Origin of the sequence: Bacillus cereus ATCC 14579 (genome assembly GCF_000007825.1) — a bacterium.
Lineage (GTDB): Bacteria > Bacillota > Bacilli > Bacillales > Bacillaceae_G > Bacillus_A > Bacillus_A cereus.
In genome coordinates, this window is the sequence record NC_004722.1 from 1,281,817 (window position 1) to 1,305,673 (window position 23,857).

Here is a 23,857-nt window from a genome sequence, read left to right on the forward strand (position 1 = left end):
AAAATATAAATTAATATGTAATAAATATCGAAAATTTGACTATTTTATGAACAAAACATTTGTACTTCTTATCAATTCGGTCTAAAATAGTTATGATGCAAAGTTCTTATAAATCGTTTCAATTGTTGTTTGGAAGATACTGAGGTGATTTAACTGGAGTACAAATCTATTAAACCGAAAAAAATTTACGAAGAAGTATCTGAAGCTATTTTAACAATGATTAAAAATGGTACGTTAAAACCTGGTGACAAACTACTCCCTGTGCATCAATTAGCTGAGCAGTTTCAAGTTGGCAGATCTGCTGTTCGTGAAGCGCTAAGTGCGCTAAGAGCGATGGGCTTAATTGAGATGAAACAAGGAGAAGGTACATATGTGAAGAACTTCGATTCTTCTTCATTAACGAAATCATTAAACAATAGATTATTAATGAAGAAAGAAGATATTTTGAATTTATTAGAAGTACGAAAGGTGCTTGAAGTGGGGGCAGTTCGAGTAGCGGCGGCAAAACGTACGGAAGATAATTTACAAAATATGAAACATTGGTTAGATGAAATGGCAAAGAGCATTGGAGATGAAAAGGCTGGCGAAAAAGCCGATTTTCAATTTCATATGGGAATTGCAGAGTCTTCGCATAATAACATTTTGCTTGAACTCATGAATCATGTTTCAGAGATGATTGCTGAAACAATTGGTGAATCAAGACGCATTATTTTATATGGTGAACAAACGACATCAGAACGACTTATAGAAGAGCATCAAGTTATATATGATGCGGTGTTAAAACAAGATGTAGAATTAGCGCAGCAAGCAATGCTAGATCATTTAACAAATGTAGAACATATTGTCACAGGTAAAAACGATATAAATTCGTAATTTAATCTTTTAAAAATTTAATTTTCTGATAAAATAGAGAAAGATTAAGTAAGCGTTTTCTTTAGAAGAGGGAGAGGATAGGCCATGGTTGAGCCTATTTCTTCTCTACTAAGTCATCTGATGACCATATGTTTGTTGGTGAAGTTGTAAAAAGGGGGAGTAATAGTTATGAAAGTTACTTTATTTGTTACTTGTTTAGTCGATATGTTTGAAACAAATGTCGGCAAAGCAACAGTTGAAGTGTTGGAGCGTTTAGGTTGTGAAATTGAATTTCCAGAAGCACAAGTTTGTTGTGGTCAGCCTGCTTATAATAGCGGCCATGTAGAAGCAGCAAAAGAAGCGATGAAACATATGATTGAAACTTTCGAAGATGCAGAATATATTGTTACGCCATCTGGTTCTTGTGCGACAATGTTTCATGAGTATCCGCATGTTTTCAAAGATGATCCAAAGTGGGCTAAACGTGCACAAAAAGTTGCTGATAAAACTTATGAATTTACACAGTTTATTGTAGATGTTTTAAAAGTTACAGATGTTGGTGCAAGTTTACCAGGGATAGCTACTATTCATAAATCATGTCATATGACGCGTATGCTTGGAGTAAAAGAAGCACCAGGAATTTTATTATCAAATGTAAAAGGATTAACTGTGAGAGATTTGCCAAACGTGCAAAATTGTTGCGGGTTTGGGGGAACGTTTTCAGTTAAGATGACTCCAATTTCTGAGCAAATGGTAGACGAAAAAGTAGATAGTGTCATGGAAACAGGTGCAGATTATTTAATCGGTGCAGATTGTGGGTGTTTGTTAAACATTGGCGGACGTATTGAGCGTTTAGGAAAAGAAGTAAAAGTAATGCATATTGCTGAGGTACTGAATAGTCGCTCATGAAGGGGGAACATAAGCTATGTCTATGAAAATCAGTGAGAAAAAATTTAATGATCGCGTTGGTGATGGAATTCAAGATTCGTTTATGCGCGGAGCAGTATCTTCTGCACAAACGCGTTTATATACGAATCGCTTAAAAGCTGCAGATGAATTAGGAAACTGGGAAGAGTGGCGTGAACTAGGTGAACAAATTCGTCAACATACGTTAGAAAATCTGGATTATTACTTAATGCAGTTAAGTGAAAATGTATCAAAAAGAGGCGGACACGTGTACTTTGCGAAGACGAAAGAGGAAGCTGCAAAGTATATTCAAGACGTTGCCAAAAAGAAACAAGCGAAAAAAGTAGTAAAATCAAAGTCGATGGTAACAGAAGAAATTAGTATGAACCATGCGCTTGAAGAGATTGGCTGTGAAGTGTTAGAGAGTGACTTAGGAGAGTATATCTTGCAAGTAGATAACGATCCACCTTCACATATTATTGCACCTGCACTTCATAAAAATAGAACGCAAATTCGCGATGTATTTAAAGAAAAGCTAGGCTATGAAAATTCTGATGACCCATATGAAATGACAAAGTTTGTTCGTAAACAACTTCGTGAGAAATTTATGGATGCAGAAATTGGTGTAACTGGTTGTAACTTTGCTGTTGCAAATACTGGATCTCTTTGTTTAGTAACGAATGAAGGTAATGCAGATCTTGTTATGTCAATTCCTAAAACACAAATTGCGGTAATGGGTATGGAACGTATGGTTCCGACAATGGAAGAATTAGATGTTTTAGTTGGTTTACTATGTCGTAGTGCAGTAGGTCAAAAATTAACAAGTTATGTAACAGTAGCAGGACCAATTCAAGAAGAGGAAGTTGATGGACCTGAAGAATTCCATTTAGTGGTTGTTGATAATGGTCGCTCTCAAATTCTTGGATCTGAATTCCGTTCCGTATTACAATGTATTCGTTGCGCTGCTTGTGTTAACGTATGTCCTGTATATCGTCACGTTGGTGGACATTCATATGGATCGATTTACTCAGGACCAATCGGTGCGGTATTAACACCGCTTCTAGGTGGATATGATGATTACAAAGAGCTTCCTTATGCATCTAGTTTATGCGGAGCATGTACAGAAGCTTGTCCAGTAAAAATTCCATTGCATGATTTATTATTAAAACATCGTCAAGTCATCGTTGAGCAAGAAGGTCGTGCACCACTTGCAGAAAAACTAGCGATGAAAATGTTTAGTATGGGTGCTTCTTCAGCTGCTTTATATAAAATGGGTTCAAAAATGGCACCAGCGGCAATGAGTCCATTTACATCTGGTAATCGTGTATCAAAAGGTGTTGGACCACTTAAAAACTGGACGGATATTCGTGAATTCCCAGCTCCAAGTAAAGAACGATTCCGTGATTGGTATAAAGATCATAAGAAAGGCGGGGATAAATAATGACAGGATTAATTCAAAACCGTGATGCCTTTCTAGATAACATTGCAAAAGAACTTGGGCGCGCACGTAAAACAGAAGGTGTAGAGCGTCCAGTATGGAAAAGTAATGTGAATATAGAAACGTTAAAAGATTATTCACAAGAAGAATTACTAGAAGTGTTTAAAAAGCAATGTACAAACATTCATACAACTGTAGTAGAAACGACAAATGACCGTTTAGGTGAAGACCTTCAAAAAGTAATCATGGAAAACGGCGGGGGACCTATTTTATTATCAGCAGATGATCGTTTTGATGCATATGGTTTAACATCTTTATTTAAAGAAGAACTTCCAAAGCGAGACGTTGAAGTAAACGTATGGGATCCAGAGAGAAAAGACGAAAATATGCGTTTAGCTGAAAAAGCGAATATTGGTATTGCATTTAGTGATTATACATTAGCCGAATCTGGTACAATTGTTGTACAAAGTCATAAAGGGCAGGGACGTTCTTTACACTTTTTACCGACTGTATATTTTGCTATTATTCCACGTGAAACACTTGTGCCTCGTATTACACAAGCAGTTCAGGATATGAACTCACACGTAGAAAATGGGGAGACAGCGGCATCTTGTATTAACTTTATTACAGGGCCAAGTAACTCGGCTGACATTGAGATGAATCTTGTTGTCGGAGTACATGGACCATTAAAAGCAGTATATTTCATCGTATAAAAGAGGGGAAAGCAGGCCGGAAAATGGCCTGCTTTTTTAGTAGAATAAAGGATAATATGAAGTAGAAGTTCTCTCCTTTTTTTGCTATGTTTTTTTGGAAAGGAGAGGAAGGGATGTTCACTTATTTATATGCACTGTTAGCAGGGATGGTGTTTGGTTCTTTTTTTATGTTAGTTGCGGTGAGGGTTCCATTAGGTGCGTCTATTATTACCCCGCGTTCACATTGTTATTATTGCAAATATGTGCTAAGGCCAAAAGAACTAATCCCCATCATTTCATTTTATATACAAAGAGGCTGTTGTACGAATTGTAAGAGGAAAATTCCAATTATATATGTAGCATTTGAATGTATAACAGGAAGTATATTTCTTCTTACCGTGTATATGATTGGAATAGAACGAGAACTTATTATCATTTTATCCCTTTTTTCGCTACTTCTTATTATTTCAGTTACAGATTACTTATATATGTTAATTCCTGATTGTATTTTAATTTCGTTTGCCGTTTTACTCATTCTCGAAAGTATTTTTGTACAATTAGTTACTTGGACAGATAGTATAGTTGGTAGTGGTGTTATATTCCTTTTGTTATATTGCATGCAAAAGATATATCCAGAAGGGCTTGGCGGAGGAGATATAAAACTACTTTCGTTACTTGGTTTTATAGTAGGAGTGAAGGGAGTTTTTATCGTTTTATTTTTAGCATCTTGTTTTAGTCTTTGTTTTTTCGGGATTGGTATCGTATTAAAACGTATAGAAGTAGGAAAGCCAATTCCATTTGGTCCTTTTATTAGTCTTGGGGCAATGTGTTATGTATTGGCCGCATATTCAAATTAGAGAGGGAGTCAAAAATGAACGTATATATGGATGATCAAAGAAGTTGCCCGTTCGGGTATGTGTCCGCAACTACGGTAGAATGTGCCTTGCAAATGGTTCGGAATTATGATGTGAATATTCTTTCCCTTGATTTTAATATGGGGTGGAGAGCAAAAAATGGACTAGATTTTGTAGAAGCTTTTTGTACAGAGGGATTATATGTGAATGAAATTCACCTTCATACGAATGATGTCATCGGTATGCACAAGATGAAACAGAGAATGGATAAGGGAAAAGAAGAAGGAGAAATTAATCCTCACCTTGTTGTTAAATACGTGGGAAGCTAAAAACTCCAAAGTAAAACTTTGGAGTTTTTAATGTTTCATATGTGCTTGTAAAGGAATAATCTCTTCTTGTTGAGCTGCTGCGATTTCAGTTTCTTCCTGTTGAACTTCAGGTGTTTTCTTTGTTAAGTAGTGGTATACCATACCGACAAATACTGATCCGCCAATAATGTTACCGATTGTAACAGGAATTAAGTTATGAATAGCACCTGAAAAAGAAATTGTCTCAGGATGCGGTGAAACTAAAGATAAAGCAAAGAGTGATAAGTTTGCAATACTATGTTCGTAACCAGATAAGAAGAATGTGAAAACAAGTAGCATCATGACTATTATTTTTGCTGTGTCACCTTTAACCTGAGAAGGTAAGAAACAAGCAAGACATACGAGCCAGTTACATAAAATGGCTTTAAAGAATAACTGCATTGTAGGTGTGTTCATCTTTCCTTCAACGACTTTACTCATTAAGTGACCGTGATCAATTGCTTCAAAAATTCCAGTTGCGTAAAATAGTAAGGCAAAGAATAACGCGCCGGCTAAGTTACCTGCATAACAAGCAACCCAGTTACGTAGTGTATCAGAAATCGTTGTTTCTTTTCTTAAAGTTGCTACAGTAAAGTACATTGTGTTCCCAGTAAACAATTCAGCACCGCCATATATAATAAGTACGAGAGCAATCCCGAAAAACATAGAAGCAGCTAAATAAGTTGCTGGTGAATCTGCAATGTGAAAAAAGTTACCTAATTTAAAACATAGTACAATAATAAAACCGATATAAATACCCGCAAGTGCAGCACGAATGAAATATTGCATTGGGTTTGTATCTAGTATTTTCTTTTTGCTTTTAGCCAGTTTGACAACATAATCTAGTCCTTGTTCTAGCATGAGTAATACGCTCCTTTAGTAAATCTTCTATAAATACTCCTTATATGAATAAAGTACATGGAATTGTTCTCACTTTCAATAAGTTTGTGCAATGTTTCACAAAAAGGACATACATACATTAAGAAAACGTTTACAAAAGGTAGTATAATGGAATTTTTTCTGGACATTGGGAGGAAGAAAGAAAAAGAAAAAGCGCTGTAATTACAGCGCTTTTTCGTCTAAATTCTTTTCTACTTTTACTTCTACTTCTTTTGAGAAGAACCAACCACCAACTGCGATTCCGACTAATACAATCCAGAATGTAAGCTTCCACGGAGTGGATTCTGGGAATGAATGTGGAATTACATTTAATGCAGGGTGTGCTAATGTATAAACTGCTAGCTTCACACCAACCCAACCTACAATTAAGAATGCTGCGGTTTCAAGTCCTGGTTTACGTTTTAAGATTTGTACGAAAGCAGTTGCTGCAAATCGCATAATGATTAATCCGATAAGTCCACCTACAAAGATAACAACGAATTGCCCAGTATCAAGACTACCAATTGTACCTAATCCTGTTTTTGGTAAAGTCATTGCTAGTGCAACAGCAGCTAAAATTGAATCAACTGCGAAGGCGATATCAGCAACCTCAACTTTAAATACAGTCCACCAAAAGTTCTCTTGTTTTTTCTTTGCTTCTTTTTCTTCTGTTTCTTCATCTGTGTTCTGTTTAACATATGTTTTAAATAAGTGATTACCAGCGATAAACATAAGGTAGATGGCACCGATTGCTTGCACTTGCCATACATCGACTAAGAACGAAATCATAAATAACGATCCAAATCGGAAAACAAATGCCCCCGCTAATCCATAAAATAGTGCTTTCTTTCTTTTTTCTTCTGGTAAATGTTTTACCATAATTGCAAGAACAAGAGCGTTATCAGCCGCTAAAATCCCTTCAAGTGCAATTAGGATGAGTAATACCCAACCATACTCCAATAATAATGATACATCCATGTACATTCTCCTCTCATTTCTATAAGTTCTAAATAAGTGAAGAATTTCCCCACTATTTAGTTTCCCCATACTCCTGCCTATTAACTTTGGAAGAATCTGGAAGTGAATGCAAAAAAGACCTCTGCCGTTAATAGGCAAAGGTCTTGCTAGACATATGTAATAAAAAATGCCAACAAAGCCGGAAGAACTAAGTTCTACGTAATGACGACTTTGTTTCCAAGAAATATTCTTGGACGCTACTCCCCTTTGGAGATATGTTATTGTATTCTCATTATATGGATAATTTATACGGTTGTCAACCTGTTAAAATATCTTCATTCGGATATTTTATTTTCAGGTTCTTTTTACGAGCAAATGAAAAAGCCAATGTTAAAGGACCCATTTTCCCGAAAAACATCATAAAGATAATAATAGCTTTTCCGATTATAGTTAAGTGGGGTGTTAAATTCATACTGAGGCCAACAGTCCCAAATGCTGAAAATACTTCGAAAGCACTCATCAATAGAGGAACTCGCTCAGTAATACTCAAAATTAAAATAGCAAAAAAGATAAATGAAATTGAAATAATAGTAATGGTTAATGATTTGACAATGAGAGTATCTTTAATGGATTTTTTAAATACGACAATATCCTCTTGTTGTTGTAAAAATTTAAATACGCCAAAAAATATGATTAAAAATGTTGTTAACTTAATCCCACCACCAGTTGAAGCGCTACCAGCACCAATAAACATAAGGAGCATCATTAATAGAAGAGAAGGTTTTGACAATGTAGAAATATCAACTGTATTAAACCCGGCAGTTCGCGTTGAAATTGCTTGAAAATAAGAGGCTAATCCTTCTTCAAATGGGGTAAAACCTCTCATAGAAAGGGAGTTATGGAACTCGAATATAAAAATAAAAAGGGTAGCAATAATGTTGACGATTAGAGTAGAAGAGAGCATAAGTTTTGAATGTAGTGTAAGGTTTTTAAAGTTTTTCTTTCTTTTTATGTCTACGATTACTGTAAAACCAATTCCACCTAAAATGATGAGAGAGGAAATGACGAGATTGACAAGAATGCTATGAGAATGGGACATTAAATTATCGCTCCACACAGAAAAGCCAGCATTGTTAAAGGCTGAGATTGAATGGAAAAAACTATAATAGATCCCTTTCATAACCCCATATTTTGGTACCCATTCAAAAGAAAGAATTATAGTAGCGATACATTCGACTGTAAAAGAGAATAAAAATAATGCTTTGGCAAGACGGATGATGCCGCCGATATTCGTTTGATTTAATGCTTGTTGCAGTAAAATCCGATTTTGAAGACCGATTTTTCTTCCGAGCATAATCGCAATTAAGACAGCAAAGCTCATAATGCCAAGCCCGCCAACTTGTATAAGCGTTAAAATGACACATTGTCCAAACAAAGTAAATACTTTTCCAGTATCTACAACACCAAGCCCAGTAACAGTACAAGCGGAAACGGTTGTAAATAAGGCATCGAGCCATGAAATGGACGTTGTCGTAGCAATGGGTAGTTTTAATAAACATGTGCCGACAACTGATAATACAAGAAAAGACAAAGTAAGAACGCGGGGAGGGCTCATGCTAATATTAATCCGTTTCATTTCACATATCGCTCCTTTTCGTTTTGCTTTGATTAGTATGTGAAAAAGCACCATTATGTATGTTGAAAATAGAAAGAGGCAGAGAATATCTGCCTCTAAGCCATATGTTATATTATTATCCACGTAATTGTTGTTGAGCTAAAGCACCAAGACGTTTTGTTACTTCACCGCCAACTGAACCGTTAGAACGAGATGCTGTATTAGATCCTAAACTTACACCAAAATCTTGTGCAATTTCATATTTAAATTGTTCAAGTGCTTGTTCTGCACCTGGAACTAATAATTTGTTTGTTTTTACCATGTTGATACACATCCTTATGAGTAGTCCAGTTCAGCTAAGTTCTTATCTAAACTGGTAACGTTATTTTATGTGGAAACGACGTACTCATACGCGGAAGTAATCGGTGCGATTAGAAGTTCTTGGATAGAAAAAAGAGTAGCAAATTTGCTACTCTTTTTTTAGTATTGTCGCTGTTCCTTCCACGACAATATCATCTGATTGATTATATATGTTTGTTTGCAGCGTAATGATTTTTTTATCATCACGCTTCTTAATAACCTCTGCCACAACGCGAAGTGTATCACCGATTTTGACAGGGGCACGGAATGAAACATTTTGGGATAAATAAATCGTATTTTTGCCTGGGAGTTTCGTTCCAAGGATGGTAGAAATAAAACTCGAAACGAGCATACCGTGAGCAATACGTTCTTTAAACATTGTCGTTTTTGCAAAAGAATCTAAAATGTGAATAGGATTCACATCCCCAGTCAATTTTGCAAAATTGATAACATCTTCATCTGTAATTGTTTTTGTAAGGGATGCTTGATCACCGACTTGAATCTCATCATAACGAAGCTCCGGAACAGTTTGTGCTTCTTGAAATGGATTCATTTTGTCCTCCTTCTTTTCCATATCGAAAAATGTTAGCCATCTTGATGTAGTAGGAGGAAGAAAGAGTTTTGTTTGTGCTGCGGTTAGCTCCCACATTTTTCTTACTTGATGGAAGTAAATAGATTTTTTGAGTTTTCCTCGAACTTTTTTGCGAGTTCCAACTGTTTTGACTTGAACTCTTCCAAAAAACCCTCTAACTGTTTTTGAGCCTCTTCACGTTGTAATTGTTGTTGCTCAATAAATTGTTTTGTTGTTTCTTCAAATTGGCCGCTTGTTTGGGTAAGAATTGACAATGATGTTTTTGTAGGAGAAACAGTAAGCTGATGCATATGAGCAGAAAGTTCCTTCCATTTGTCCTGCCACTCGTTAATTTGATCATTTAAGGAGTTTCCAGTTAATTGTTTCACGTAATCTGTATATTGGTTATTGAACTGAGCAGTGAGTTGTTGTAGTTCTTTTTCTAGTTCATCTACTCCTGATGTTAATTTATGCAAAGCGTCTTGTTGTTGTTTTAATGTTTCTAAAGTAAGTTGCTCTAATTGCTTCCCAGCTGAAGAGAAAAGGGAAAGTGATTGAGACCAGTTTTTCCAAAATGCATCGACTAATTCGTATGGTTTAGTTTCCATTGTTTGACCCCCAAATGTTTTTTTGCATATTGTGAACGCAGATTACTCTGCTGTACCACCAGGTGAAGATGAAGAATCCGTTTCATCCTTTTCTGGAGAAGTAGAAAATGGAAAGAATGCATTGGTGTATAACGTGAAAAACGTTCGCAACATATTTTGATAATGTTCAAAAGAAGTCGCACATGTTGTTAAATATTGCTCTCCATATTCAGTTAAAGAATAAATTCTTTTTGCCGGCCCTCCATCGCTTGTATCCCAAGTAGAAGAAATAAGGTTTCTTTTCTAATTTGCGTAGTGTTCTATAAACATTACCTTGGTCAACAGAAGAAAAGCCGATATCCATTAGCATTTGAATAAGTTTGTAACCATGAAGACTCCAGTCTTTTAGACAGAGAAGTAAGAAGGGAACTAAGAAGTTTTTTGGCATGGAGTTTGGTTGTTTCGCTTGGTTGCTCTCCAAACTTTCGCGTTGTTCTGGTTCATTTTGTAGCATGATTGTGCATCACCTCATGAATCAGTTAGATGGAATTTTTTGCTTATAAGTGCAATTTACACCTATCTGTTTTTAAAGTCAACACATTTGTTAGAAAATAGAAAAAATAAAATATAGACTTGAAGTTTTATTCAGAATATTAGAAAATAGTGAATAGGTTGAATTGTTTCAAAAACGAAAAAGGGAGTGTAGGTAAAGTGATTGATCAAAAATTCGATCCACTACAAGCATGGAAAAATGCTTATGAACAAACCGAAACATTTTGGGGAAAAGCGCTCAATGAAACAATTAAAACAGAAGAATATTCTGCTTGGATGGGCAGCGTTCTAGATTTGAATTTGTTTTATCAAAAAGCATTAAATGATACGACAAAAAACTATTTAGAACAAGTAAATGTGCCGACGAAAGAGGATATCGCAAGAGTGGCTACGCTTGTTATTAACTTAGAAAATAAAGTAGATAACATTGAGGAGTTTCTAGAGGAGAAAGTAGATTCTTTAGGGCAAGCTCCTACATTAAAGCGTGATGTAACGAAAGTAAAACAAGATATTCGTACGCTTGAAACAAAAGTAGATCAAATTTTAGAATTGCTAGAAAAGCAAAATGCAGTACTAGCTAAACTACAAGTACCTGTAAAAGAAGAGGTAAAGCCTGCGAATAAACCAGAAAATAAAAAATGATAAAAGCGCTTGTTTATAACAGATAAAAGAGAGAGGGAGAATCTCTTTTCACGTATAAACAGCGAAACATAATTATATATGGACTCTATAGTATGAGTACCAAAATGATTCATAACAATCGTTCACAAATTCATTTAAGGGGGAAAAGAAATGGTTCAATTAAATGGAAAAGTAGCAATCGTAACAGGTGGAGCAAAAGGAATTGGAAAAGCAATTACAGTAGCATTAGCACAAGAGGGAGCGAAAGTAGTTATTAACTATAATAGCAGTAAAGAAGCAGCTGAAAATTTAGTAAATGAATTAGGAAAAGACGGACATGACGTTTATGCAGTGCAAGCGGATGTTTCTAAAGTAGAAGATGCAAACCGACTTGTAGAAGAAGCTGTGAATCATTTTGGTAAAGTTGATATTCTTGTTAATAATGCTGGTATTACAAGAGACCGTACATTCAAAAAGTTAAATCGTGAAGATTGGGAGCGCGTAATTGACGTGAATTTAAGCAGCGTATTTAATACGACAAGTGCGGTTCTTCCATACATAACGGAAGCAGAAGAAGGAAGAATTATTAGCATTTCTTCTATTATTGGTCAAGCAGGTGGATTTGGCCAAACAAACTACTCAGCAGCAAAAGCGGGGATGTTAGGATTTACAAAATCATTAGCGTTAGAACTTGCAAAAACAAATGTCACTGTAAATGCTATTTGCCCAGGATTTATTGATACTGAAATGGTAGCAGAAGTACCAGAAGAAGTACGTCAAAAAATCGTTGCAAAAATCCCGAAAAAACGTTTTGGTCAAGCTGATGAAATTGCAAAAGGTGTAGTATACCTATGCCGTGACGGTGCGTATATCACAGGTCAACAATTAAACATTAACGGCGGATTATATATGTAATGAAGTAAGAAAAAAGTGCATATCCATAGCAGGAATGCACTTCTTTTTTTAGAAGGAAATCGACCAAAAAGGAGATAGAAAAATGACTACATTCGCAACAGAATGGGAAAAGCAATTAGAGCTATACCCAGAAGAGTACCGAAAAGCATACCGCCGAGTGAAAAGGGCGAGTGAAATTTTATTACGTGAACCAGAGCCGCAAGTCGGATTAACGCCGAAAGAGGTTATTTGGACGAAGAATAAGACGAAGCTTTATCGCTACATTCCAAAACAAGATAAAACACAAAGAGTTCCAATTCTGTTAATATATGCTCTTATTAATAAACCATATATTATGGATTTAACTCCTGGAAATAGTTTAGTGGAATATCTAGTGGATCGTGGTTTTGATGTATATATGCTTGATTGGGGCACATTTGGTTTAGAAGATAGTCATTTGAAATTTGATGATTTCGTGTTTGATTATATTGCAAAAGCAGTAAAAAAAGTAATGCGAACTGCAAAATCGGACGAGATTTCTTTACTTGGTTATTGCATGGGTGGAACGCTAACTTCTATTTATGCAGCGCTTCATCCGCACATGCCAATTCGTAATTTAATTTTCATGACAAGTCCTTTTGATTTCTCTGAAACAGGATTGTATGGTCCTTTATTAGATGAGAAATACTTCAATTTAGATAAAGCGGTTGATACATTTGGAAATATTCCGCCAGAAATGATTGATTTCGGAAACAAAATGTTAAAGCCAATTACGAACTTTGTTGGTCCATATGTTGCTCTAGTAGATCGTTCAGAGAATGAACGCTTCGTCGAAAGCTGGAGATTGGTTCAAAAGTGGGTTGGTGATGGTATTCCGTTCCCAGGTGAATCATACAGACAGTGGATTCGTGATTTTTATCAAAATAATAAATTGGTTAAGGGTGAACTCGTTATTCGCGGACAAAAGGTAGATCTTGCAAATATTAAGGCGAATGTCTTAAATATTTCCGGGAAACGTGATCATATCGCTTTGCCATGTCAAGTAGAAGCATTACTAGACCATATTTCTAGCACAGATAAACAATATGTATGTTTACCAACAGGGCATATGTCTATCGTTTACGGTGGAACAGCTGTAAAACAAACATATCCGACGATTGGAAATTGGCTTGAAGAGCGTTCTAATTAAAAATAAAAAATCCAACTAGCCTATGTTAGTTGGATTTTTTTATGAAAAATAACAAAACATAGAAAGGAGAAATTTATATTTTAGGAGTATAATTATGAAACTTATGACAGGTAAGTTGTTTTGGAATACAGGAGTTTCAGTCCCTTGTTATCCCCCGTTAGGAAATGATATGATATGTGATGCGCTTGTAGTCGGAAGTGGCGAAGCAGGTGCCCATATAGCGTATTCTTTAGCGAAAATAGGTATGAGTGTAATGCTTATTGAAAAAAGACAAATTGCATGTGGTAGTACATTTGCAAATGTAGGCGTACTACAGTTTCTTCATGATAAATCGTTAACCTCACTTATCCATACATTTGGTGAAGAAAAAGGGGTACGAGCATATAAACTGTGTTACGAAGCGTTACGGACAATGGAGAAAGTGGCACCTACTCTCGATATTGATCCCTATTTTATTCCGAGAAGTAGTTTATATTATGCAAGTAAAAGTGAGGATGTCTCATTTTTACAAGAGGAGTACAATACGTTACAGAATTATGGATTTCCTGTTGAGTATTTTACAGAATCTGATATTAAGAAACGTTATCCTTTCATAAAACAAGCGGCATTATATACACACGGTGATGCCGAGGTGAATCCGTATTTATTAGCGCACAGTCTTTTGCATAAAGCAAATCAAATGGGAGCTAATATATATGAACATACAGAGGCAATACATATAAAGAAACGCAAAAATGATTTAATTTGTTACACGAAAACAGGAAATCAAATTGTAGCAAAGAATATTATTATGGCGACAGGTTATGAAGCGCTTTTTGGAAAGAAAGAAAGAAAAAATACAACAGTAGACACCTCTTATGCAATTGTAACAAATGAAATAGATCAGTTTGAAGGCTGGCATGAGCGATCGTTAATTTGGGAAACGGCACGGCCCTACTTATATTTTCGAACGTATCGAAACCGCATTATTGTAGGCGGATTAGATGAAGCGCTGCAAATTCAAACAATTGGTGATACGAAATTATTGCATAAGCGTGATATCCTTATTAATATTGTAAAAGAGATGTTCCCGCAGTATAAAAATATACAGGCAGACTACTATTGGGCAGCTGCATTTGGTGGTACTCATGATGGTCTCCCCATTTTAAAAGAAGACGAAAAGATACATAATTTGTTTTACGCATTGCCGTATGGAGGTAATGGAACTGTATATGGAATGGTCTTTGCCAAATTATTTGAGCAGTTACTTACAAATAAAGAAAGTAAAGATTTTTCTTTATTTAATCGATAGAAAAAAGGTAGCGAAGTGATGGAATGAGAGATATAAAAAAGTTTTTACAAAAATTACGTCCTGTACAACTCATCGTTTTGTTTTATTTGTTAGCAGTAGTTGTATCGGTGATATTGCTTAGTTTACCGTTTGTTACGAAGCCTGGTGTGAAATGGACATTTATAGATGCGCTTTTTACATCGGTTAGTGCGGTAAGCGTTACGGGACTATCTGTTATTACGATTTCAGATACGTTTACTACAGCAGGAATTATTGTTTTAGCCCTTATTCTACAATTAGGCGGCTTAGGAATTATGGCGCTTGGTACATTTGTTTGGATCATTACGGGGAAAAAGATTGGTTTGCAAAGAAGAAGATTAATTATGGCAGACCATAATCAAGGGAATTTATCGGGTCTTGTAGAATTGATGCGTTCTATTTTGATTGTAATTATTTCAATAGAACTTATTGGAGCAATCCTATTAGGTACAAGATTTTTACTTTACTTTCCGACTTGGCAAGAAGCTTATTTTCACGGTTTCTTTGCAGCTGTTAGTGCAACTACGAACGGCGGATTTGATTTAACAGGACAATCATTAATTCCTTATAAAAAAGATTATATTGTTCAAATGATTCATATGTTACTAATTATTTTAGGAGCGATTGGTTTCCCTGTGCTAATGGAAGTGAAACAATTCCTTAGTAAAAGGAGACAACAATTATTCCGTTTTTCATTATTTACAAAATTGACGACAACAACATTTTTTGCACTCGTTGTTGTTGGTACAATTATGATTTTTTTACTGGAGAGAAATCATTTTTTAGTAGGAAAGTCATGGCATGAAACTGTCTTTTATACATTATTCCAATCTGTGACGACGCGAAGTGGTGGACTTGCTACGATGGATATACGTGAATTGTCACAACCGACGCTTTTATTTATGAGTATACTAATGTTTATAGGGGCATCTCCAAGTTCGGTTGGGGGCGGAATACGTACAACAACATTTGCTGTTAGTATATTGTCACTATACACCTTTGCAAGGGGCGGTAGAACAGTTAGAGTCTTCAAACGTCAGCTACATGAAGAGGATGTACTGAAAGCATCTGTCGTTATGACGATGGGGATTTTGTTATGTGCTACTGCGCTATTCATTTTATCTATTACGGAAAATGTACCGCTTATGAGCTTAATTGTTGAAGTTTGTTCGGCTTTCGGAACGACGGGACTATCAACAGGTGTTACGCCTGATTTAACAACTGTTGGGAAACTTGTACTTATTGTGCTTATGTTTATCGGACGCGTTGGCATTTTAACATTTATTTTAGCTAGTGGTGGAAGGGAACAACCACCTCGCTATAAATACCCGAAAGAGCGGATTATTATTGGATAGTATGAAACCATTCTACCTACGTTAGGTAGAATGGTTTTTTAGTCGTTAATGCCAAATTGTGGATGCATAAAAGCTTCATTTTTATTATCCGCTTCGTTTTTTAGCAATTCTTGATTTTCTTCTGAAATCCAGCCAATATCATTTGTAGGATGGATCCACTCATCGCCAGCCATAATGGCAGGATCTACTTCATCACTCCAATTGTTAAGCGGACTGTTCTCGGAATTATATTTACTGTCTCCAATTACAACATCATATTGATTCACAAAAGGTTGTTGCATCGTTTTTCCTGTTCCTTTAAAAGATGGAAAATTCATTTGATGCGGGAGCGTTTCGTCTAAAATCGGTGATTGAATCTTTTCTTTTTTCTTCAAAATCATCGCTCCTTTTTATAATGGTTTCTTCATATGTAGTATTTCCATCGAACGCCTCTTATGTACTTGTTAACACTTGCCAGTAATAATTATTTTAAGTTGTTTCAAAATAGAGTAGAAAGTGATTTCTTGAGAGCAGGTGAATGTATTGGTAAAAAGAAAAGTGAAACAAAATGCGGCAATCAATAATAATAAAACTCCGAAAGAAAGCTTACCAGATGCAGAATTTGCATTAGAGTATGAAGGAGAAAATAGCGCAAAGTATGCTAATCGTAATTCAAAAAAAGGGAAACAAAAATGAGGCGTTTTTTACAAACGCCTCATTTTTTTGTGGGATTATAAAGGTTTTTTTAATTATTTGTAAATTTAGTGTTTTCTATTAGCAGAAAAATGCGAAAAAACATAGAAGTAGCAACGTATTACACAAAAACAAACAACAAACAAAAGATTAATGTTGGTTTAATACTGCTTTTACACTAGTTGTTTATATTTGAGTTGTACATAAGATTTGTAAAAGGAGAGAGAAACAGTGAAAAAAACAATCTTTAAAGCTGTAGCGACTGGAATGGTATTTTCGTTATTAATGGGGTGTGGTGCAAAGAAAGAAGAAAGTGCTGGAGCGAAAGTGAAAGATGACAAATTATCTGGATCATTAACTGTTTACACAGCCATTGAAGAAGAGCTTGTACCAATTTATCTTGATTCCTTTAAAAAGAAATATCCTGATGTGAAATTGAACATTGTACGTGATTCAACAGGAGTTATTACTGCGAAATTACTAGCTGAAGGGAAAAATACACAAGCAGATGTTGTATGGGGAACTGCGGCATCAAGTCTATTAGCTTTAGATAAAAAAGATATGTTAAAAGGATACTCTCCAAAAGGAGCAGATCGTGTTCTTCCACAATTTAAAGATGATAAGCAACCTGAAAAATGGGTAGGAAATACTGCATTTATGACGGGGATTGCTGTAAATAAAGAAGAGTTAAAGAAGAAAAATTTACCGATGCCAGAATCATATGAAGATTTAACGAAACCAGAGTATAAAGGAACACTTGTTATGCCACATCCAGCATCATCTGGAACAGGATTTTTAACAGTTTCTGCATGGCTACAAATTATGGGTGAAGATAAAGGCTGGGATTACATGAAGAAACTTCATGATAATATGGCAAGTTATACGCATTCAGGTTCAAAACCAGCAAAATTAGCAGGAGCAGGTGAATATCCAGTCGGTGTATCAATGGTTTATAGTGCTTTAAAAGAGAAACAAAAAGGTGCACCAGTTGAAGTTGTACTGCCGAAAGAAGGATTAGGATGGGAAGTAGAAGCGAACGCACTTATTAAGAAAGATAATGCGAAAAATGATAAATTAGCGCAAGCATTTTTAGATTGGGCAATTACTGATGATGTAATGAAGTTATACTTTGAGAAAAATGGATTTGCGACAATTAAAAATGACTATAAACTTCCAGAGGGATTCCCGAAAGATGTTACGGAAAAATTATATAAAAAGAATGACTTTAAATGGGCAGCAGAAAATCGTGACAAAATTTTAGAAAAATGGGAAAAAGAGTTTGGCCAAAAAGCAGAACCGAAAAAGTAAGTGAGTGGGAGAGAGAAAAATGAGCGAATATTTATCAATTCAACACATTCAAAAACAGTTTGATGCATTTACAGCGTTAAAAGATATTTCTTTTACTGTGAAAAAAAATGAGTTTGTTTGTTTATTAGGCCCAAGTGGCTGTGGGAAAACGACGTTGCTTCGCATTTTAGCGGGACTAGAGGAACCAACGACTGGCAGTATAGCTGTGAATGGAAAAGATATTACAGCATTGCCTCCTGGAAAGAGAAACTTCGGAATGGTTTTCCAATCGTATGCTTTATTTCCGAATTTAACAGCACTTGAAAATATTGAATACGGCTTAAAGACAAAAAAATATGGGAAAGCAGAAGTGAAAGAGAAAGCGCTAGATGCGTTAAAACTTGTAGATTTGCTGAATGTAAAAGATAAATATCCTGCTCAAATGTCTGGTGGACAACAGCAGCGAGTAGCACTTGCACGTGCGCTCGCTCTGTCTCCAGATATTTTGTTACTCGATGAGCCGTTATCAGCTTTAGATGCAAAAGTGCGTGAAAAATTACGTAGGGAAATGCGTGATTTGCAAGAGAAAATAGGAGTAACGACGATTATGGTAACGCATGATCAAGAAGAGGCATTAACGATGGCTGATAAAATTGTTGTAATGAATCATGCGGAAATTATGCAGATTGGAACACCAGAGGAGATTTATCAAAGACCAGCCAATCCGTTTGTGGCAGATTTTATTGGTTCTATTAATTTCTTTTCGAAAAATAACGAAGAACATGCAATTCGTCCTGAACATGTAACAATTGTACAAAAGGACGGTATTAAATCAGTTGTGGAAAGTATGGAATTTCGCGGATCTGTATATCGGACGGAAGTGCGAGTCTTAGAAGAAAACACACACCTTTATAATGAGAAAATTGTAGTGGATATATTAGCATCAGAAGTAGAAGCAACGGCTATTAGAAAAGGAAAGCCGATTCAAATCTCTTTCTCAGAAAATCATATGTTGTCATATGGAAAGAAGGTCATTGTATAGATGGAGATGTTAGAAAACTATAAGGTAGAAAGTACGAAAAAAAAGATTAAGAGAAGTATAGGGAAAGAGGAATGGATCCAAAGGCTCGTAATTATCGGTATGATTTTTTCTTTCCTTATCATACTTGTATTACCGCTATTACAACTATTTACACAAGCTTTTTATAATAAAGATGGAGTTTTCGTTGGTTTATCGAATTTCAGTAAATATTTCACAACACCAACTTTAGTTCAGTCTTTACAAAATACAGTATGGATTTCGGGCGCAACAACAATTATTTCAGTTGCAATCGCATTCGTTTACGCATATGCAATTGCCCGTACGAATGTTTTTGGAAAGCGCGTATTTCAGTATGTAGCGTTATTACCATTGTTTGCACCAACGATGATGCACGGTATAGCACTTACATATTTATTTGGTAATCAAGGGCTAGTAACGAAAGGAATGTTTGGTTTATTTGAAGGTATACAAATCCCTTTATATGGACCAGTAGGAATTGTAATAGCTGAAGTTATGTATACATTTCCGCAAGCCTTTCTCATATTGCTAATTGCCTTTCAAGGATCTGATTATCGTTTATATGAAGCTTCTAATATGTTAGGAGCCAGTAAAACAAAGCAATTTTTCACGGTTACTTTACCTAGTGTAAAGTACGGATTAATTAGTGCAATGTTTGTTGTGTTTACACTTAGTTTTACTGATTTTGGGGCACCAAAAATTGTTGGTGGGCAATATAATGTGCTTGCTACTGACGTATACAAACAAGTAATTGGACAGCAAAATATGCCGATGGGTGCAACTGTCGGAATGATTTTATTAATCCCAGCTATATTCGCATTTGTAGTTGATCGTATTACGCAAAGAAAGCAGGCGAATTTCTTATCTTCAAAAGCAGTACCGTACAGAATAATAGCTAATAAGAAAAGAGATGTAATTTCATTCATATATTGTAGTGTGATTACCCTTATGATCATTCTATTATTTGTTGCAGTTGGTATTGCTGCAAGTGTGAAAGTATGGCCATATAATATGAGTTTTACATTTGAGCATTTTAATTTTTCAAGTTTAACAGGAGATGGACTTGAAGCATTTAAAAATAGCGTAATTGTTTCAGCAGTTACAGCAGTTATTGGGGCGATTTTAACATTTGCATTCGCATATGCAATTGAGAAAATAGACCAGCTACAATTTTTCAGAAAAACAGGTTACTTTTTCTCTATAGTGCCGTTAGCGATACCAGGTTTAGTACTCGGATTAGGATATGTCTTTTTCTTTAGTCAACCAACGATTCAAATTCTTGGACTATCAGTAACGAATCCGTTTCATTCTTTATACGGAACAATCGCTGTATTAGTACTAGTAAATATCATTCATTTTTATTCTGTAACATTTGTCACGGCAACGACTGCCTTAAAGAAATTAGACCGAGAGTTTGAGCTTGTTTCGCAGTCGATGGGTATTCCGTTTTATAAAACATTCTTCCGAGTAACAGTACCAATGTGTTTACCAGCAATTTTAGAAATGGGAATGTACTACTTCGTAAATTCAATGGTAACTGTATCGGCAGTTGTATTCCTATATGCAGCTGATTTTAAACTAGCTGCCGTATCAATCGTAAATATGGATGATGCAGGAAATGTAGCGCCAGCAGCTGCAATGAGTGTACTTATTGTTGTTACAAATATTGTAGTGAGAGTTGTATATGAATGGGGAACGAAAGCACTTCGTAACCGAACTTCACAATGGCAAAAAAGATAAGTAAGAAGGGTGATGGACAGAATGAAAATTGAAGCAGTTATTTTTGATTGGGCAGGTACGACGGTTGATTACGGATGTTTTGCACCGCTAGAAGTATTCATGAAGATTTTTCAAAAACGCGGCGTTGAAATTACAGCAGAAGAAGCACGTAAGCCAATGGGATTATTAAAAATAGATCATGTAAGGGCACTAACAGAAATGCCTCGTATTGCGGATGAGTGGAAGCGTGTCTTCGGTCAATTACCAACAGAAGCAGACATTCATGAGATGTATGAAGAGTTTGAAGAAATTCTCTTTTCTATTTTACCAAGTTATGCTACGCCGATTGATGGGGTAAAAGAAGTAATCGCTTCTTTACGTGAGAGAGGCATTAAAATCGGTTCAACAACGGGCTATACGAGAGAAATGATGGAAATTGTAGCAAAGGAAGCAGCGTTACAAGGATATAAACCTGATTTTCTTGTTACGCCAGATGATGTTCCAGCAGGCCGTCCATATCCATGGATGTGCTATAAAAATGCAATGGAACTTGGTGTGTATCCGATGAACCATATGATAAAAGTAGGGGACACAGTATCAGATATGAAAGAAGGTAGAAATGCTGGAATGTGGACAGTTGGTGTAATTCTTGGAAGTAGTGAGCTTGGTTTAACGCAATATGAAGTGGAGAGTATGGATTCGGTAGAGCTTCGCGAAAAAATATAAATAGTTCGTAATCGGTTTGCTGAAAATGGGGCTCATTCTACGATTGAAACGATGCAGGAGCTCGAAAACGTAATGGAACATATCGAGAAACAAGAACTTATTATTTCATAAAAGGGGCACGGGATCATGAATGAAAATCACTACTTATTATTAACACCAGGACCATTAACGACAACAAAATCAGTAAAAGAAGTTATGCTATACGATTGGTGTACGTGGGATGATGAATATAATACGATGGTGCAAGAAGTAAGAGCTAAACTTGTATCGTTAGCGACGAAGGAAGAAGAGAAATATACAACAGTGTTAATGCAAGGAAGCGGTACGTTTTCAGTTGAAGCAGTAATTGGTTCTGTTATTCCGGCAAATGGGAAGCTTCTCGTTTGTACAAATGGTGCGTACGGTAAGCGAATTGTGCAAATGGCAGAGATGTTACAGATTGATGTAGTGATCAGTCAAACAGAAGAGTGGGAACCTACTAATATTGTAGAAGTAGAAAAGTTATTGCAAGAAGATAAAGAGATTACGCATATTGCAGTTGTTCATTGTGAAACAACGACAGGAATTATAAATCCAATTGTAGATGTATGTAAATTAGGACAACAGTATGGAAAGGTTACAATTGTTGATGCGATGAGTAGTTTCGGCGGGATTGAAATAGACATTGCTGATTTACAAATTGATTTTTTAATTAGTAGTGCAAATAAGTGTATTCAAGGGGTTCCTGGATTCGGATTTGTAATCGCAAAACGTGATGAATTATTGAAGTGTAAAGGGCAAGGACGCTCTTTATCTCTTGATTTATATGATCAGTGGGAAACGATGGAAAAACAAAATGGGAAATGGCGTTTTACTTCACCTACACATGTTGTACATGCTTTTTATCAAGCGCTACTTGAGCTAGAAAAAGAAGGTGGAGTAAGAGCGCGTTACAATCGATATTACAACAATCAAAAACTACTAGTGAATAGAATGGGAGAAATCGGATTTAAGCCACTAGTAGATAAGAAATATCAATCTCCTATTATTACATCTTTCATTTATCCAAAAGAGGGGTTTGAGTTTCAACAGTTATATAATGAATTAAAGCGTTATGGATTTGTTATTTACCCTGGGAAAATTTCGAAAGTAGATACGTTCCGCATTGGAAATATCGGTGATGTACATGAAGAAGATATTAATCGCTTAGTTGATTGTATTGCTAAAGGAGCTGTTATTGGGTGAAAGTATTTTGCTTAGGTGGAGCAGGTAAAATTTGTCGTGAAGCTATTTTGGATTTAGTTCAATTTTCATCTTTTGAGACGATTACTGTAGCCGATTTTAACGAGGAAGAGGGCCGTAAAGTAGTAGAATGGCTCAACGATCCTCGTGTTGATTTTGTAAAAGTAGATGTAACGAATCACGAGGATACGGTTGCAAAAATGAAAGGTTATGACATTGTAATGGACGGTACGACGATAAAGCTAAACGGATTGTCGACTCGCTGTATTGCAGAAGCAGGCTGTCACGGTGTGAACTTAAATGGATTTGGTGAAGAAAATGAATCGCATGCTATATTTGTTCAAAATGAAAAAACATGTTTACCTGGATTTGGCATGACGCCAGGTGTAACGCAAATGATGGCAATGCATGCAGCAAATCAACTGGATACTGTAGAGTCCGTCCGTGTAAGTCACGGTTCGTATCGTCCGATTGCTTTTTCTGCTTCAATTACAGAGACAACGACATATGAATATGATCCACATTTATCATCGCGTATAGTGTATGAAGATGGTGAATTTAAGCAAGTACTTCCGTTTGCGCGTCCGAGAGAAATAGAATTGCCAGCGCCTTATGGTAAGGCAACACAGTATATCATTCCGCATTCTGAAACGATTACGTTAGCAAAGGCACTAGAAAATAAAGGTGTCAAACTGATAGAGACGAGAGGAACTTGGCCAAAGCAAAATATGCAACTTGTACGTGCTTTATATGATTACGGCATATTGCGTAATGATCAGATTGAAATAAACGGGAAAGAAATAGGAATTATGGATTGTATTTCGCAGTATTTATTGCAATCGAAAGAAGGTCAAGAAACAGAGCTTTATGGTTATGCACTTCATGTAGAAGTAATAGGTATGAAAAATAATGAGAAGCAAAGACATGTGTTATATCATACACATCCGTTATCTGATGGTTCTGTTGTAGGATGGGAAAAATTAAGAGCGTATACGAGAAACGTCGGTATTCCATTTGGGGTTGCTACAGAGTTAATTGCAAATGGAAATGTAAATAGGGTGGGTGTTGTTACGCCTGAAGAAGCCTTTGAAAATCCACAATTGATTTTTGATGAGCTAGCAAAGCGCGGTATTCATATTCATGAAGAAGTTTCTACTTATAAAGAAAATTATAACTTTGTATAAGTAAGGAAGT

At 35.8% G+C, this 23,857-nt stretch carries 24 protein-coding genes, 2 pseudogenes and 1 riboswitch; of the genes and pseudogenes, 18 read left to right on the forward strand and 8 right to left on the reverse strand.

Annotated elements, in window-relative coordinates:
- The first annotated feature begins 183 nt into the window (after positions 1-183).
- From BC_RS06495 to BC_RS06520, 6 genes are all read left to right on the forward strand, one after another.
- Positions 184-873: a FadR/GntR family transcriptional regulator gene (locus BC_RS06495; RefSeq protein ID WP_254904515.1), complete on the forward strand. Its 690-nt coding sequence runs from the start codon at positions 184-186 to the stop codon at positions 871-873.
- A 168-nt stretch (positions 874-1,041) separates the two neighbouring features.
- Positions 1,042-1,761: a (Fe-S)-binding protein gene (locus BC_RS06500; RefSeq protein ID WP_000869148.1), complete on the forward strand. Its 720-nt coding sequence runs from the start codon at positions 1,042-1,044 to the stop codon at positions 1,759-1,761.
- A gap of 16 nt (positions 1,762-1,777) precedes the next feature.
- The gene (locus BC_RS06505) at positions 1,778-3,199 is read left to right on the forward strand and encodes a LutB/LldF family L-lactate oxidation iron-sulfur protein (protein WP_000061930.1); all 1,422 of its coding nucleotides are present in this window, start codon (positions 1,778-1,780) and stop codon (positions 3,197-3,199) included.
- The gene (locus BC_RS06510) at positions 3,199-3,909 is read left to right on the forward strand and encodes a LutC/YkgG family protein (RefSeq protein WP_000147185.1); all 711 of its coding nucleotides are present in this window, start codon (positions 3,199-3,201) and stop codon (positions 3,907-3,909) included. The genes BC_RS06505 and BC_RS06510 overlap by 1 nt, the downstream gene beginning before the upstream one ends.
- Positions 3,910-4,022: 113 nt before the next feature.
- Positions 4,023-4,745: a prepilin peptidase gene (locus BC_RS06515; RefSeq protein ID WP_000495725.1), complete on the forward strand. Its 723-nt coding sequence runs from the start codon at positions 4,023-4,025 to the stop codon at positions 4,743-4,745.
- 14 nt (positions 4,746-4,759) lie between these two features.
- Entirely contained in the window at positions 4,760-5,071 is a 312-nt protein-coding gene (locus BC_RS06520) for a cyclic-phosphate processing receiver domain-containing protein (RefSeq protein ID WP_001103771.1), read from the forward strand.
- 27 nt (positions 5,072-5,098) lie between these two features.
- Here the strand turns inward: BC_RS06520 and BC_RS06525 are convergent, their stop codons facing one another.
- The 7 genes and pseudogenes from BC_RS06525 to phaQ all read right to left on the reverse strand — a co-directional run bounded on the left by BC_RS06525 (position 5,099) and on the right by phaQ (position 10,572).
- Positions 5,099-5,950: a formate/nitrite transporter family protein gene (locus BC_RS06525; RefSeq protein WP_000893026.1), complete on the reverse strand. Its 852-nt coding sequence runs from the start codon at positions 5,948-5,950 to the stop codon at positions 5,099-5,101.
- A gap of 201 nt (positions 5,951-6,151) precedes the next feature.
- Positions 6,152-6,946, reverse strand: a complete 795-nt coding sequence (locus tag BC_RS06530; protein ID WP_000383329.1) for a TerC family protein — start codon at positions 6,944-6,946, stop codon at positions 6,152-6,154.
- 90 nt (positions 6,947-7,036) lie between these two features.
- A riboswitch (yybP-ykoY riboswitch) is annotated at positions 7,037-7,203 on the reverse strand.
- Positions 7,204-7,241: 38 nt separating this feature from the next.
- Positions 7,242-8,561 (reverse strand): TrkH family potassium uptake protein, encoded by a 1,320-nt coding sequence (locus BC_RS06535; RefSeq protein ID WP_000822361.1) that lies wholly within the window; start codon positions 8,559-8,561, stop codon positions 7,242-7,244.
- Between the two features lie 115 nt (positions 8,562-8,676).
- Positions 8,677-8,862 carry an alpha/beta-type small acid-soluble spore protein gene (locus tag BC_RS06540; protein ID WP_000241208.1) on the reverse strand — a complete coding sequence of 62 codons (186 nt, stop codon included), beginning with the start codon at positions 8,860-8,862 and terminating at the stop codon, positions 8,677-8,679.
- A 147-nt stretch (positions 8,863-9,009) separates the two neighbouring features.
- Complete coding sequence (locus BC_RS06545) at positions 9,010-9,453, reverse strand: MaoC family dehydratase (protein WP_001067916.1); 444 nt, start codon at positions 9,451-9,453, stop codon at positions 9,010-9,012.
- Between the two features lie 101 nt (positions 9,454-9,554).
- Positions 9,555-10,079: a polyhydroxyalkanoic acid inclusion protein PhaP gene (gene phaP / locus BC_RS06550; protein WP_000448594.1), complete on the reverse strand. Its 525-nt coding sequence runs from the start codon at positions 10,077-10,079 to the stop codon at positions 9,555-9,557.
- A 42-nt stretch (positions 10,080-10,121) separates the two neighbouring features.
- Positions 10,122-10,572 (reverse strand): annotated as a pseudogene (gene phaQ, locus BC_RS06555) (poly-beta-hydroxybutyrate-responsive repressor).
- A 197-nt stretch (positions 10,573-10,769) separates the two neighbouring features.
- Here phaQ and phaR point away from each other — a divergent pair.
- The 5 genes from phaR to BC_RS06580 all read left to right on the forward strand — a co-directional run bounded on the left by phaR (position 10,770) and on the right by BC_RS06580 (position 15,978).
- Positions 10,770-11,252 carry a polyhydroxyalkanoic acid synthase subunit PhaR gene (gene phaR / locus BC_RS06560; RefSeq protein ID WP_000566942.1) on the forward strand — a complete coding sequence of 161 codons (483 nt, stop codon included), beginning with the start codon at positions 10,770-10,772 and terminating at the stop codon, positions 11,250-11,252.
- A 150-nt stretch (positions 11,253-11,402) separates the two neighbouring features.
- Positions 11,403-12,146, forward strand: a complete 744-nt coding sequence (locus BC_RS06565; protein ID WP_000250407.1) for an acetoacetyl-CoA reductase — start codon at positions 11,403-11,405, stop codon at positions 12,144-12,146.
- An 82-nt stretch (positions 12,147-12,228) separates the two neighbouring features.
- Complete coding sequence (phaC, locus tag BC_RS06570; RefSeq protein WP_000206330.1) at positions 12,229-13,314, forward strand: class III poly(R)-hydroxyalkanoic acid synthase subunit PhaC; 1,086 nt, start codon at positions 12,229-12,231, stop codon at positions 13,312-13,314.
- 94 nt (positions 13,315-13,408) lie between these two features.
- Entirely contained in the window at positions 13,409-14,605 is a 1,197-nt protein-coding gene (locus BC_RS06575; RefSeq protein WP_000772571.1) for an NAD(P)/FAD-dependent oxidoreductase, read from the forward strand.
- Positions 14,606-14,628: 23 nt separating this feature from the next.
- The gene (locus BC_RS06580) at positions 14,629-15,978 is read left to right on the forward strand and encodes a TrkH family potassium uptake protein (protein WP_001204707.1); all 1,350 of its coding nucleotides are present in this window, start codon (positions 14,629-14,631) and stop codon (positions 15,976-15,978) included.
- A gap of 38 nt (positions 15,979-16,016) precedes the next feature.
- Here the strand turns inward: BC_RS06580 and BC_RS06585 are convergent, their stop codons facing one another.
- Positions 16,017-16,352: a DUF3905 domain-containing protein gene (locus BC_RS06585; RefSeq protein WP_000726024.1), complete on the reverse strand. Its 336-nt coding sequence runs from the start codon at positions 16,350-16,352 to the stop codon at positions 16,017-16,019.
- 163 nt (positions 16,353-16,515) lie between these two features.
- Between BC_RS06585 and BC_RS06590 the strand changes: the two genes are divergently transcribed.
- The 7 genes and pseudogenes from BC_RS06590 to BC_RS06620 all read left to right on the forward strand — a co-directional run bounded on the left by BC_RS06590 (position 16,516) and on the right by BC_RS06620 (position 23,847).
- Positions 16,516-16,653: a hypothetical protein gene (locus BC_RS06590; protein WP_162200384.1), complete on the forward strand. Its 138-nt coding sequence runs from the start codon at positions 16,516-16,518 to the stop codon at positions 16,651-16,653.
- A gap of 228 nt (positions 16,654-16,881) precedes the next feature.
- A complete protein-coding gene (locus tag BC_RS06595) occupies positions 16,882-17,958 on the forward strand; it encodes a putative 2-aminoethylphosphonate ABC transporter substrate-binding protein (protein WP_000750893.1) in 1,077 nt (358 codons plus the stop codon).
- A gap of 19 nt (positions 17,959-17,977) precedes the next feature.
- On the forward strand, positions 17,978-18,979 hold the full coding sequence (locus BC_RS06600; RefSeq protein WP_000006189.1) for a putative 2-aminoethylphosphonate ABC transporter ATP-binding protein: 1,002 nt from the start codon (positions 17,978-17,980) through the stop codon (positions 18,977-18,979).
- Positions 18,980-20,737 carry a putative 2-aminoethylphosphonate ABC transporter permease subunit gene (locus BC_RS06605; RefSeq protein ID WP_000425522.1) on the forward strand — a complete coding sequence of 586 codons (1,758 nt, stop codon included), beginning with the start codon at positions 18,980-18,982 and terminating at the stop codon, positions 20,735-20,737.
- 21 nt (positions 20,738-20,758) lie between these two features.
- Positions 20,759-21,553, forward strand: a pseudogene (gene phnX, locus BC_RS06610) (phosphonoacetaldehyde hydrolase).
- Between the two features lie 15 nt (positions 21,554-21,568).
- Positions 21,569-22,666, forward strand: coding sequence for a 2-aminoethylphosphonate--pyruvate transaminase (gene phnW / locus BC_RS06615; RefSeq protein ID WP_001004774.1), 1,098 nt, complete (start codon positions 21,569-21,571; stop codon positions 22,664-22,666).
- Positions 22,663-23,847, forward strand: a complete 1,185-nt coding sequence (locus BC_RS06620; protein ID WP_000862165.1) for a saccharopine dehydrogenase family protein — start codon at positions 22,663-22,665, stop codon at positions 23,845-23,847. Before phnW ends, BC_RS06620 begins: the two co-directional genes overlap by 4 nt.
- The last annotated feature ends 10 nt before the right edge of the window (positions 23,848-23,857 follow it).